This is a genomic window from Frondihabitans sp. 762G35 (genome assembly GCF_002074055.1).
Classification (GTDB): domain Bacteria; phylum Actinomycetota; class Actinomycetes; order Actinomycetales; family Microbacteriaceae; genus Frondihabitans.
Genome location: NZ_CP014619.1, coordinates 2,201,804 through 2,214,368 on the forward strand (window position 1 = coordinate 2,201,804; position 12,565 = coordinate 2,214,368).

Consider the following 12,565-nt stretch of genomic DNA (forward strand, 5'->3'; position numbering starts at 1 on the left):
AGAGCCGCCGCGTCACTGCAGGTAGCCGTCTTCGGCCGCGCGCCGGATGAGCTCGGCCTTCTTCGAGGCGGGCCTGTTGGCCTTGGCGTATTTCTCGCGCACGCGGCGGAGGTAGGTCTTCGCGGTCTCGTACTGGACATTCATCTGCTGCGCGACCTCGTTGGTGCTGAAACCCGACACGTAGAGGCGGAAGGCCTCGGCCTCGCCCGCGCTGAGCTTCGGCCGGCTCTGGTTGGCGGCCCCGACGGGCAGCGGACGCCAGTCGCGCTGCGGGGCGTTGTCGCGGGCGACGCCCATGACCTGGCGCGCGGCGTCCATCACCTCGCGCATCGGGAGAGTCTTGGACAGGAAGGCGCTGGCTCCGGCGTCGAGGGCGCGCTCGCGCGACTCGCGCGTGTCGAGGCTGGAGAGCACGACCACCTTCGCACCGGCGGCCCGGCAGGTGCGGACCCGGGCCTCGATCGACACGGGCTCCTTGAGCTGGAAGTCGAGGAACACGAGGTCGGTGGGGAAGCTGTCGCTGTGGACGAGCTGGAGCCAGGTGTGGGCCGTCAGGACGAGGTCGAAGTCGTAGGCGTTGACGTTGATCCAGCTGGAGAGGCTGTCGAGCAGCACCTCGTGGTCGTCGAGGATCGCGAGGCGGACCCGGCGCGGGGCCGGGTTCTCGGGACCGACGGAGTTCCAGGAGGCGACCGGGACGGGTCGCGACGAGCTCGAGCGGAGGGTGGGGCTACCGGTCGGGTCAGTGCTGGTCATACGAAAACCTTAGTGTCAGGGAGGAACCGCTCACGTCGACCAGGAGGTCGCGGAACAGGATGCGGAGAACGGCGAAGTAGGGGGCGTACCGCTGGCGGAGGGCGGTGTCGCCGGAGGCGCTGTCGAGGCGGACGAGGGCTCGGACGAGCGGGTCGTCGTCGTTGAGCACGATGGAGAGGCTGCTCCGCACGGGGGCGCGATCCCCGGCCGGGCGCTGGCCCGGAGACTCGGTGCGCTCGGCCAGGGCCCGCTGGTCGACCGCCATCGCCTTGACGACCGCCCGGACGGCGGTCCGCTGGTCGCCAGACATGCGCTCGGCGAGTCGGTCGGGGTCGACGACCGTCCCCGCCGAGCCGCTCGGGCAGACCTCGATCAGGACGTTCTCGAGCCAACTCCGGTCGGCGTCGTCGACGAGGCGCTGGCGGATCCCGGACGCGATCGCGGTCGCTCGCTCCGCGTCGTCGGCGCTGACGGAGCCGCGCTCGACGAGCTCGCTGAAGAACGGCACGACGTCGCGGTTGAGGACGGTGACCCTGTCCTGCTGGACGGACCGGGCGATGCCGGGCCGCAGCTCCTGCGCGCTCTGACGGGTGAGGCTGCTGGCGCGGGCGAGCCACTGCTGCACGAGCCGGACGAACGTGGCCGAATAGACGGCGCCGCCGATGCCGAGGGCGAGCAGGGGCGTCACTCCGGCCGCCACGAACAGCGCCGCGGGGGCCTTGACGATGAACCCGGGGGTCTGGAGCACGACGACGACCGCGACGACGACGCTGCCGACGACGGAGGCGATCACGATCTCCCGCGCGGGGCGGTAGGGCGCTGCAGAGAGCAGGAGCAGGCCGAGCGCCGTGCTCCCCCAGTCGTCGCGGATCATGGTGTTCTGCCCGGCCGTCGACACCGCCTCGACGACGACGGCGAGGAGACCGCAGGCGACGATGAGCGCGAAGCTCCTCCGCGTGAAGGGCGCCCGGTAGGGCGAGGTGGCGACCAGCAGGATGCCCGTGGCGAGCAGCAGGAAGCCGATCGCCGCGAACGCTGCCTGCGAGAGTTCGAACGGGGCGTCCGGGAAGAGGGTCCGGGCGATGGCGAGCCCGACGGCGAACGTCGCGAGCACCAGGACGATGGGGCGCTGGTTCAGGATCCCCAGCGGGTCGTTCTGCTGCGCCGTCGCCTCGCGCTCCCTCACGCGGCATCCTCCGATGTGAGGGCGCCGGACGAGGGGGCGTCCGCGAGCGCGGGCAACCCGATCATCACGGAGGTGCCGCTGCCGGGCGACGACCACACCTGGACGGTACCGCCGGCGCGCTCGATGCGGGCGCGGACGGAGTTGCGGAGGCCGAGCCGGTCGCTCGGCGTCTCGCTCTCCGTGAATCCCACGCCGCTGTCGATCACCATCACGGACACGTCGCCCTCCGACGAGAAGAGGACGACCTCGGCGGAGTCCGTGCCGGCGTGCTTGACCACGTTCGCCAGACACTGCCCCACGGCCTGTCCGAGCGCGCGCGAGCGCCCGACGTCGAGGCGTGACACGACCGACAGATCTCCCGTGACCTGCACGTCGAGACCCTGCCGCCGCGACTGCTCGATGGCGACGAAGAGTTCGCTGGACTCCCAGTGACCGGCGACCTGCGTGAGGTCCGCGTCGACCTCGCTCAGCCACTCCTGCCCGATGAGCGAGGCGAGATCGCGCTGCATCGCGTCGAGGAGCGCAGGATCGAGGCGGCCGGGTCGGGCCAGCCCGATCGCCGCGAGGTGGCTGAGCACCGTGTCGTGGACGAGCGCCGAGGCCTGCTGCTCGATCTCGAAGCGGAGGTTCGAGACCTGCTCGTCGCGCGCGGCGCGGTGCAGATTGGGCTGGACGCGTCGGGCGCGGTCCCGGGCCAGGATCGAGCCGCCCATCGTCCCGACGACGAGGAGGTATCCGAAGAGCGTCGTGAGGTCGACCCGCGGCGAGGCTCCCGCCTGAGCCGTCGCCACCTGGATCGCGACCTCCCCCGCCACCAGGCCGAAGGTCGCCCAGAGGGGGCCCTTTCGCGAGGCGAGTCCGCTGCCGCCCACGAGGACGAGGGCGAGCTTCGGCAGCGACATCGTGAACGCGTCGGAGGAGTTGATGAAGGTCACCTGCGAGAGCACGGTCAGCGCGAAGACGTAGACGGCGAGGGCGCCGACGACGAGGTAGGCGACCGTCGAGACGGTGGACCGGACCCTGTCGACCAGGAGCAGCAGAGCCAGCATCGGGACGAGGGCGACGAGAGCGGGCCACAGCATGAGCCGAGGGTCGGCCGACTGGGCCGTGATGACGATGGCGGCGGCGGACGCCAACAGCACGAAGGCGATGGCGTGGCAGGCGCGGGCGATGGCACGGCCCGAACTCTGAGGAGCGAGGTGGCTGGGGAGCCCGAGCAGCACGCATCCTCCTTCGATCGGTGAGCCGGCCTTCGCATGACGAGGGACCTTCGGGTGGCGTACTCGAAGTATGCCAAAACATGCACCGGACCTGTACCCCGATATCTGGGGACAAACCGGACGCAAACCGTTCAGATCACCTGTTTTGTGCCCCGAATGCGGCCCAGCGGAATCTTAGTACTCCGGATCGCAGGTTACGCACGCGCCGGCTGCCCGCCGGGAGAGGTCGACTCAGGCGTGGATGTGCAGCGCCTCGGCGGTCGCGCCGATCGTCGCCGCCGCCTTCTCCTCATCGGCCGCGAGCTGCTGGCCGACGGTCGGGATCATGGCCTTGAGCTTGGGGGCCCACTCGTCTTTCTTGGCGGGGAAGCAGCGCTCGAGCACGGTGAGCATGATGGGCACGGCCGTCGATGCTCCGGGCGAGGCACCCAGGAGGCCCGCGATGGAGCCGTCCGCGGCGGTGACGACCTCGGTGCCGAACTGGAGGACGCCGCCCTTCTTGGCGTCCTTCTTGATGACCTGCACCCGCTGGCCTGCCGTGATGCGGTACCAGTCCTTCGGGTCGGCCTCGGGCATGAACTCGCGGAGAGCCTCGAACTTCGTGCGCTTCGACGCGGCGAGCTGACCGACGAGGTATTTCACGAGGTCGATGTTGGCGAGACCGACTCGGATCATCGGGTAGAGGTTGTGGAGGCGGATCGACCGGAACAGGTCGAGGTAGGAGCCGCTCTTCAGGAACTTGGGGCTGAACCCGGCGTAGGGGCCGAACATGAGGCTGGCAGAGCCGTCGACCACGCGCGTGTCGAGGTGCGGCACCGACATGGGCGGCGCACCGACGGACGCCTTGCCGTAGACCTTCGCCTGGTGCTTCGCGACGACCTCGGGGTCGTCGGTGCGGAGGAACTCGCCGGAGACGGGGAATCCGCCGAAGCCCCGGATCTCCGGGATGCCCGACTTCTGGAGGAGGTGGAGCGCGCCGCCGCCGGCCCCGACGAAGACGAACTTCGCCGTCACCTCGAGGGGCTCGGCCGTCGCGCCGCTCTCCATCCGCAGCCGCCAGGAGCCGCCCGAGAGCTTGGTCAGGTTCGTCACGCGGTGCCCGAGCGCGAGCTCGACGCCGTTCGCCGTGAGGTAGTCGAAGAGGTTGCGGGTGAGCGCGCCGAAGTCGACGTCGGTGCCCGCCTCGATGTGGGTCGCTGCGATCGGCTCGCCCGTCGCGCGACCGGCGGTGAGAGCGGGCGCCCATCCTGCGATGACCTTCGGGTCGTCGCTGAACTCCATGCCGCGGAAGAGCGGGTGGCCCTCGAGGGCCTGGTTGCGCTTGCGGAGGTACTCGACGTTCGCGGCGCCCCAGACGAAACTCATGTGGGGCGTCGAGTTGATGAACCGGTCGGGCTCCGGGAGGGCGCCCTCGTCGACGAGGTACGACCAGAACTGCCGCGAGACCTGGAACTGCTCGTTGACCTTGACGGCGCTCGAGATGTCGATGGAGCCGTCCGCCTTCTGCGGCGTGTAGTTGAGCTCGCAGAGCGCCGAATGGCCCGTGCCCGCGTTGTTCCACGGGTTGCTGCTCTCCTGAGCGACGTCGCTCAGCGCCTCGTACACGCGGATCGACCACTCCGGCTGGAGCTGCTTGAGCAGGGCTCCGAGGGTGGCACTCATGATTCCGCCGCCGATGAGGGCGACGTCGATGGGCTCCGTTGCTGCAGTCACCCGCTCATCCTATGCCGCGGCGCTCAGACGACTCGCAGGATGCCTCGACGCCGAGTGGAGTCGGGCATCCTGCGGTCGACGGGGTCAGACCTCGGCGAGGCGGCGCTCGGCCACGATCTCCGCGATCTGGACGGCGTTGAGCGCCGCGCCTTTGCGCAAGTTGTCGTTGCTGATGAAGAGGGCGAGGCCGCGGCCACCGGGAACCCCTTCGTCCTGCCGGATGCGCCCGACGAAGCTCGGGTCCTGTCCGGCGGCCTCGAGGGGGGTCGGGACGTCCGTGACGACGACGCCCGGGGCCTCCCGCAGGAGCTCGCGAGCCCTCTCCGGGGTGATGGCCGAGGCGAACTCGGCGTTGATCGACAGCGAGTGCCCCGTGAAGACCGGGACGCGCACGCAGGTGCCGCTCACGAGGAGCTCGGGGAGCTCCAGGATCTTGCGGCTCTCGTTACGGAGCTTCTTCTCCTCGTCCGTCTCGTCGAGGCCGTCGTCGACGAGGTTCCCCGCGAACGGGATGACGTCGAAGGCGATGGGGCGCACGTACTTCTGCGGGGCGGGGAAGGTCACCGACGCACCGTCCTGGACGAGGCCGATGGGATCCTGCTCGAGGGCGGCCTGCGCCTGCTCGAGGAGCTCCTGCGCACCGGCGAGACCGCTGCCGGACACGGCCTGGTAGGTGCTGACGACGAGACGCTCGAGCGAGGCCTCGGCGTGGAGGACCTTGAGCACCGGCATCGCGGCCATGGTGGTGCAGTTCGGGTTCGCGACGATCCCCTTGACGGCCTGGTCGATCGCGTGGGGGTTCACCTCGCTGACGACGAGCGGGACCTCGGGGTCCATCCGCCAGGCGCTGGAGTTGTCGATCACGAGGGCACCGGCCGCGGCGAACCGCGGTGCCTGGGCGCGCGAGCCCGTGGCTCCGGCGGAGAAGAGCGCGATGTCGAGCCCCGTGGGATCGGCTGTCTCGACGTCTTCCACGACGACGTCGCGGCCGCGGAACGACAGCGTCGTGCCGGCGGAGCGGGCGGTGGCGAAGAAGCGCAGTTCGGCCAGGGGGAAGTCGCGCTCGTCGAGGAGGCGGCGCATGACGGCGCCGACCTGGCCGGTGGCGCCGACGACGCCGACGCGGAGTCCGTTGCTCATGGGATCGTTCCGTTCGAGGGGGGTTCGGTGCGGGGGCGTCAGCGGCCGGTGCCGCCGTGGACGACGGCGACCTGGTCGCCGTCGAGGCCGAACGCGGAGTGGACGACGCGCACGGCGTCGTTGAGGGTGTCGGCGCGAGTGACGACCGAGATCCGGATCTCGCTGGTCGAGATCATCTCGATGTTGATCCCGGCCTCGAAGAGCGCGGTGAAGAGCTTGGCGGAGACGCCGGCGTTCGTCCGCATCCCCGCTCCGACGAGGGCGAGCTTGCCGATCTGGTCGTCGTAGAGGAGCCCCTGGAACTGGATCTCGTCGCGCTCCGACTCGAGCGCCTGCATGACGGTTGCTCCGTCGGACTTCGGGAGTGTGAACGAGATGTCGGTCAGGCTCGTCGCCGCGGCGGAGACGTTCTGCACGATCATGTCGATGTTGGCGCCCGTCTTGGCGACCGTCCGGAAGATCTGCGCGGCCTTGCCGGGCTTGTCGGGCACACCGATGACGGTGATCTTGCCCTCGCTCAGGTCGCCGGCGATGCCCGCGATGATCGGCTCTTCCACGTTCTCTCCCTCTTTCGGGTTGACGACCAGCGTGCCCTCGTTGTTGTTGAACGACGACCTGACGTGCAGGGTGACGCCGTGCCTCCTGGCGTACTCGACGGCGCGGATGTAGAGCACCTTCGATCCGGCGGCCGCCAGCTCGAGCATCTCCTCGCTCGTGATCCGGTCGATCTTCTTCGCGAAGGGGACGACGCGGGGATCGGCGGTGAAGATGCCGTCGACGTCGGTGTAGATCTCGCAGACGTCCGCCTCGAGCGCCGCCGCGAGGGCGACGGCGGTGGTGTCGGAGCCGCCGCGACCGAGCGTCGTGATGTCGCCGGTCGTCCGGTTGAATCCCTGGAAACCCGCGACGATGGCGATGGCTCCCTCGTCGAGCGCCTCGCGGATCCGGCCGGGGGTCACGTCGACGATGCGGGCCTTGCCGTGCTGGGCGTCGGTGATCATGCCGGCCTGGGAGCCGGTGTAGGAGCGGGCCTCGACGCCCATGCTGCGGATCGCCATGGCCAGGAGCGCCATGCTGATGCGCTCCCCCGCCGTGAGGAGCATGTCGAGCTCGCGGCCGCTCGGGAGCGGGGTGACCTGGGCGGCGAGGTCGAGGAGCTCGTCGGTGGTGTCGCCCATCGCGGACACGGCCACGACGACCTCGTTGCCGGCCTTGCGGGTCTCGACGATCCGCTTGGCGACGCGCTTGATGCTCTCGGCATTGGCGACGGACGAGCCGCCGAATTTCTGCACGATCAAGCTCACGCGTGTCTGCTCCCGGTCCTGCGCGGACTGGTCGCCGCCGCGCAGCAATTGTAGGGGACGTTTCGGGGGTGTTACACGGCCCCGCACGGCCCTCCCGAGCGGGCGGAGGCGAACCCCGCTCCCGGGCGAGGAACCCTCTCGCGAGGGGTTCGCCGACCCGGACGGGGGTGCACGTCGGCGGCGCCGACGGGACGGGTTACTCGGTGACGAGTCGCCGGCCCTCGAAGGCGCGGCCGAGGGTGACCTCGTCGGCGTACTCGAGGTCGCCGCCGACGGGCAGCCCCGAGGCGAGCCGGGTGACGCGCAGCCCGAAGGGTGCGAGCATGCGCGACAGGTAGGTCGCCGTCGCCTCGCCCTCGAGGTTGGGGTCGGTCGCGATGATGACCTCCTGCACCGTGTCGTCGGCGAGGCGCTGGACGAGCTGCCGGATGCGGAGGTCGTCGGGGCCGACACCGTCGATCGGGCTGATCGCTCCGCCGAGCACGTGGTAGAGCCCGCGGAACTCACGGGTGCGCTCGATCGCCTGGACGTCTTTCGCCTCCTCGACGACGCAGATGGTCGCGGGAGACCGCCGCGGATCGCGGCAGATGGAGCAGGTCTGCTCCTCGGTGACGTTGCCGCAGATCTCGCAGAACCGCACCTTGGTCTTCACGTCGATCAGGAGCTCGGCGAGCCGCGTCGTGTCGAAGTTCTCGCTCTGCAGGATGTGGAACGCGATCCGCTGCGCGGACTTCGGCCCGATCCCCGGGAGGCGCCCGAACTCGTCGATCAGGTCTTGGACGATGCCCTCGTACATGCGCTACTCGGCTTCGCTCGGGCCCGACAGCGGAGTGACCCGCGGGGCGATCGTCTCTTCTTCGATGAACTGCGCGTTGAGGATCTCGCGCACGACGGCCTCGCCGTAGCGGGAGCCGCGCGGAACTCCTCGACCCGCGGGCGCCGCCGCCGGGGTCGCGACCGCAGGAGCCGCCTCCCGGGCAGCCGGGGCGGCCTGCGTCGCGGGGGCGGTCGCCCCCGCCGCAGCGGCCGGACGCTCCGGGGCGTCGCCTGCCGCGACGCCCCCGCCCGGTGCGGCCTCGACGGGAGCCGGCTCGAGGGTGGGCACGCCGCCCTCGGGCTCCTCGCTGATGTACTCGGGCTCGTCGGGCTCCGGCGGTGCCGACTGAGGGATCGGTGCGACGTCCCAGCCGGTCGTCGGGACCGCCGGCCCGGCGGCGGCCTGCGGTGCGGCCGACCGCGGTGAGGCCGACTGCCGTGAGGTTGTCTGCTGCGCGGGCGGCCCGGAGGCGGCTGGCGTCTTTGCGGCGGTCTGCGGCTCTGACGCCGGCGCTGCAGCGGCCTGCGGTGCGGCGGCCGTCTCCGGAGCGGCCACTGGTGCCGGGGTCTGCGGTGCGGCCGCCTGCGACGCCTCCGCCGGGCGCTGAGGAGCGCCAGAGCCGTCGCTCTGAGCGGGCGCGGCGGTCTCGCGGGGTGCACCCTCCGCGGCCGGAGCGCCGCCCTCCTCGGGGCGCTCGACGCGCGCGATGTACTTCACGCGCACGCCGAGGAGCTGCTGGATGGCACGTCGGAGGTATTCGCTCACGCCCTCGCCGGCACCGACGGGGCGCTTGAAGAGGTCGACGTCGTTGACGCTCGGGAAGCTGAGCGTCAGCACGTCGTCGTCGAAGGCGCGGACCGTGGCGGTCACGACGACCATCCAGGCGGAGAGCTTCTCCTTCTCGACGACCTCGAGGATCTCCGGCCAGGAGTCGCGGAGCTGCTGGAGGGAGACTCGGCCCGCCGCGGCGGCGGAGGCCGCCGGGGCGGCCTGCACCCAGGCGGCGGAGTGCGGTGCGGCGGGCGGTGCGGGCTCGGAGGTCTCGGCGGCGTCGGACGCGGGCACGACGGGAGCGACCGGAGAAGCCGCGGCCGGAGCCTGCGCCTGAGCCTGCGGCTCCTGCGTCCAGTCGACGGGGCCGGCGCCCGCTCGGGCGGCGGGCGCGCGCTCGGCGGGGGCCGCCGTCGCAGTCGACGCGGACGGTCGGGCGGCGGGCGCCGCCGCACGCGCGGGGACCTCTCCGGCCGAAGCCGCGGCGATGGTCGATCCGTCGACGCCGACCCGCCTCTCGAGGCGCTCCACGCGCGCGAGCGCCCCGCGCGACGTCTCGTCGCTCTCGGGGACGAGGACGCGGGCGATCATCAGCTCGAGGTGCAGTCGCGGGGAGGTGGCGCCGGTCATGTCGGTGAGGGCGCGGTTGACGACGTCGGCGGAGCGGGAGAGCTCGGCGGCGCCGAACGCGTGCGCCTGGCGGGAGAGGTGCTCCAGCTCGTCGGGGGTGATGCCGCGGAGGACGGCCGCCGCCCCCTCGGTGGTCGCGCCGACGACGATGAGGTCGCGCAGGCGTTCGAGGAGGTCTTCGACGAACCGCCGGGGATCCTGACCGGTCTGGATGACACGGTCGACGGACGCGAAGGCGGTGGCTCCGTCGCGCTCCCCCAGGGCGTCGACGACGGCGTCGAGGAGCGAGGCGTGCGTGTAGCCGAGCAGGGCGACGGCGCGCTCGTAGCCGATCGAACCGCCCTCGGACCCGGCGATGAGCTGGTCGAGGAGCGAGAGCGTGTCGCGGACCGAGCCGCCGCCCGCGCGCACGACGAGCGGGAGGACGCCGGGTTCGGCCGTGACGTTCTCGGTCTCGCAGAGCTGCCCGACGTAGTCGAGCATCTGGGCGGGAGGCACCAGCCGGAACGGGTAGTGGTGCGTGCGGGAGCGGATCGTGCCGATGACCTTGTCGGGCTCGGTGGTCGCGAAGATGAACTTCACGTGCTCCGGCGGCTCCTCGACGATCTTGAGGAGGGCGTTGAAGCCCTGCGGCGTCACCATGTGCGCCTCGTCGAGGATGAAGATCTTGTAGCGGTCGCGCGCCGGAGCGAAGATGGCGCGGTCGCGGAGGTCGCGCGCGTCGTCGACGCCGTTGTGGCTGGCGGCGTCGATCTCGATCACGTCGAGCGAGCCGGAGCCGTCGCGGGAGAGCTCCACGCAGCTCGGGCAGACACCGCACGGCGTGTCGGTCGGCCCCTCGGCGCAGTTGAGGCACCGGGCCAGGATGCGGGCCGACGTGGTCTTGCCGCAGCCGCGGGGACCGCTGAAGAGGTAGGCGTGATTGACCCGGTTGGTGCGCAGGGCGGTGCGGAGCGGATCGGTCACCTGAGTCTGACCGATGAGCTCAGCGAAGTTCTCGGGCCGATAGCGGCGATACAGAGCGGTGACCACGGACCCAGAGTAGTCGGCGCCACCGACAGTCCCGCCCGCGCGGTCGAGGGCGCCGGTCGGACGGCACACCCCTGGCCGAACCCCGTCGTCCGCGGTACCCTGATCCCATCGGACGAGGCTCACCACCCGTCGTCGGCTCACCACCGCGACGCCCTCCAGGGCATCCGACACACGAGATCAGGATCAGGAGACATCATGTCGACACCGTTGGCGTCCCGCGACGCCCGAACATCCGCCCCCGGCACCGTCCCGCCCCCTCGCCGGCGGCGGCGTCTGAGCGGCTCGGGCCGCGTCCGCGCCGTCCTGGCGCTCGGCGCGGTCGTCGGGCTCGGGTCCGTGGCGACCCTCGCCGCCTGGTCCGACACCGGAGCCGCGACCGGCAGCTTCAGCACCGGCACGGTCGACCTCAAGCTGAACGGCCAGGACGGCACCATCGCCGTGACGAACCTGTCTCTGACGAATGCCGCACCGGGGGCGGTGACGTACGCGCTCCTGCCCGTCACCAACAACGGCTCGATCAATTTCACCTACGGGTTCACGACCTCCAGCACGAACGGCACCGACACCCCCGCCCTCAATGCCAACCTCAACTGGTCGGTCGTGTCGCTCGGGACGAACGCCTCCTGCACGTCCGCGACCTTCGCCACGGCGGCCGGCGTCCCTGCCACGTACATCTCCCCGACGGCGACCCTGAGCGCGGCTCCGGCGGTCTCCGGCCGTGCTCTCGCGGCCGGAGCCACCGAGAACCTCTGCTTCAAGGTCGAGCTCCCCAGCGCCGCGCCGACGGGAGTCCAGGGCAAGTCGACGGTCGCCACGGTGTCGTTCACGGCCACCCAGGCCCCCTGACCGGCGTTCCTACGAGAGGGCGACGAGTGAGCGCGGCAAGCCGCGGGCACCGGGCGAGCCTCGCGGTGCGCGAGATCGTGCTGTGGCTCGGCGCAGGAGTCGGCGTGCTCTGCCTTCTCGTCGCGGCCGTCACCATGCTCTTCGGAGTGACTCCGCTCGTCTTCCGGTCGGGGTCGATGTCGCCCGGCATCCCGACCGGTTCGCTCGCGCTCGCCCGAACGGTCCCCGCCGGCTCGCTCGCGCCCGGTGACGTCGTCAGCGTCATCCGGGCCGACGGCGAGCGTGTCACGCATCGCCTGGTGTCGAAGGAGCCCGTCGGCGGCGGCCGCTACGCGCTGGTGATCAAGGGCGACGCGAACAGCGAGCCGGATCCGGTCCCGGTGCAGGCGTCGACCGCCGACCGGGTGTTCTGGTCGGCGCCCGGCCTCGGCACCGTGCTGCAGGCCGCTTCGAAGCCGCAGATCGCGTTCCCGGCGGGAGCGCTCTTCGGCGTCCTGGCCATCGTGGGGTTCCGACCTCCCGTCGACCGGCGGCTCCTCCGCGCCGTCGAGGCAGCGGAGGAGGAGCAGGAGAGGGCGACCGAGACCCCGCATCCCGGTCGCCACGACGCCTCGCGACTCGTCGGCCCGGTGCTCGGAACGGCCCTCGCGGTCGGTCTCGCGACCGGCGTGCCCGGACTCTCGGCGACCCCGACGCTCGCGGCCTTCGACGACACGGGTGCGGCCGTCTCCGGCACCCTGGCCGCCGGGAGCGTTCCGGCCCCCGACACGTTCACCTGCGCCATCGTCGCGGGCAAGGTGCGGTTCACCTGGTCGGTGCCGCCCTCGACCTGGGCGCCGACGTCCTTCACGATCACCAACACGGGCAACGGCACCGTGACCACGGTGACCCCCGGGACGCAGCGCTTCGTCGACGTCGCCGTGCCGCTCGTCTCGCTCGGAGGCCTCACGTCGTTCGTCTACACGATCTCGTCGAACCTCGGGACGACGTCGAGCCAGGCCTCCCAGACCCGCACGGTCAACGCCCTCCTGACGCTCAACCCGACCTGCGCCTGACGGGCCGCTCTGGGCGAACGCGGCCCTCGGCCGGCGAGTCGTCGGTCCCCCCGTGGTTGCCGCGCGCGGTCGTCGGGTTCGCTCAGCGGAGCAAC

Annotated in this window: 10 protein-coding genes; 2 read left to right on the top strand and 8 right to left on the bottom strand. The window is 71.4% G+C overall.

All coding sequences use genetic code 11. The features are described 5' to 3' along the window. Positions 1-12: 12 nt before the first annotated feature. The 8 genes from AS850_RS10490 to AS850_RS10525 form a co-directional block, all read right to left on the bottom strand. Entirely contained in the window at positions 13-756 is a 744-nt protein-coding gene (locus AS850_RS10490) for a response regulator transcription factor (protein WP_119869070.1), read from the bottom strand. After that, positions 743-1,942 carry a hypothetical protein gene (locus AS850_RS10495; protein ID WP_119869071.1) on the bottom strand — a complete coding sequence of 400 codons (1,200 nt, stop codon included), beginning with the start codon at positions 1,940-1,942 and terminating at the stop codon, positions 743-745. The genes AS850_RS10490 and AS850_RS10495 overlap by 14 nt, the downstream gene beginning before the upstream one ends. Then, positions 1,939-3,165 carry a sensor histidine kinase gene (locus tag AS850_RS10500; RefSeq protein WP_119869072.1) on the bottom strand — a complete coding sequence of 409 codons (1,227 nt, stop codon included), beginning with the start codon at positions 3,163-3,165 and terminating at the stop codon, positions 1,939-1,941. Before AS850_RS10500 ends, AS850_RS10495 begins: the two co-directional genes overlap by 4 nt. Before the next feature lie 228 nt (positions 3,166-3,393). Then, positions 3,394-4,824 carry a malate:quinone oxidoreductase gene (locus AS850_RS10505; RefSeq protein ID WP_236940921.1) on the bottom strand — a complete coding sequence of 477 codons (1,431 nt, stop codon included), beginning with the start codon at positions 4,822-4,824 and terminating at the stop codon, positions 3,394-3,396. Positions 4,825-4,959: 135 nt separating this feature from the next. Further along, positions 4,960-6,015: an aspartate-semialdehyde dehydrogenase gene (locus AS850_RS10510; RefSeq protein WP_119869074.1), complete on the bottom strand. Its 1,056-nt coding sequence runs from the start codon at positions 6,013-6,015 to the stop codon at positions 4,960-4,962. Between the two features lie 38 nt (positions 6,016-6,053). Beyond that, on the bottom strand, positions 6,054-7,319 hold the full coding sequence (locus AS850_RS10515; protein WP_119870261.1) for an aspartate kinase: 1,266 nt from the start codon (positions 7,317-7,319) through the stop codon (positions 6,054-6,056). A gap of 196 nt (positions 7,320-7,515) precedes the next feature. After that, a complete protein-coding gene (gene recR / locus AS850_RS10520; protein ID WP_119869075.1) occupies positions 7,516-8,115 on the bottom strand; it encodes a recombination mediator RecR in 600 nt (199 codons plus the stop codon). 3 nt (positions 8,116-8,118) lie between these two features. Beyond that, a complete protein-coding gene (locus tag AS850_RS10525; RefSeq protein WP_119869076.1) occupies positions 8,119-10,569 on the bottom strand; it encodes a DNA polymerase III subunit gamma and tau in 2,451 nt (816 codons plus the stop codon). A gap of 195 nt (positions 10,570-10,764) precedes the next feature. Here AS850_RS10525 and AS850_RS10530 point away from each other — a divergent pair, with 195 nt between their 5' ends. After that, positions 10,765-11,415, top strand: a complete 651-nt coding sequence (locus AS850_RS10530; protein ID WP_119869077.1) for a SipW-dependent-type signal peptide-containing protein — start codon at positions 10,765-10,767, stop codon at positions 11,413-11,415. A 26-nt stretch (positions 11,416-11,441) separates the two neighbouring features. After that, on the top strand, positions 11,442-12,470 hold the full coding sequence (locus AS850_RS10535) for a hypothetical protein (protein ID WP_119869078.1): 1,029 nt from the start codon (positions 11,442-11,444) through the stop codon (positions 12,468-12,470). The last annotated feature ends 95 nt before the right edge of the window (positions 12,471-12,565 follow it).

Excerpts from the sequence above, each read along its gene's own strand:
- AS850_RS10490 (WP_119869070.1), bottom strand. The coding sequence starts at position 756 with ATGACCAGCACTGACCCGACCGGTAGCCCCACCCTCCGCTCGAGCTCG.
- AS850_RS10505 (WP_236940921.1), bottom strand. The coding sequence starts at position 4,824 with ATGAGTGCCACCCTCGGAGCCCTGCTCAAGCAGCTCCAGCCGGAGTGG.
- AS850_RS10510 (WP_119869074.1), bottom strand. The coding sequence starts at position 6,015 with ATGAGCAACGGACTCCGCGTCGGCGTCGTCGGCGCCACCGGCCAGGTC.
- recR (WP_119869075.1), bottom strand. The coding sequence starts at position 8,115 with ATGTACGAGGGCATCGTCCAAGACCTGATCGACGAGTTCGGGCGCCTC.
- AS850_RS10530 (WP_119869077.1), top strand. The coding sequence starts at position 10,765 with ATGTCGACACCGTTGGCGTCCCGCGACGCCCGAACATCCGCCCCCGGC.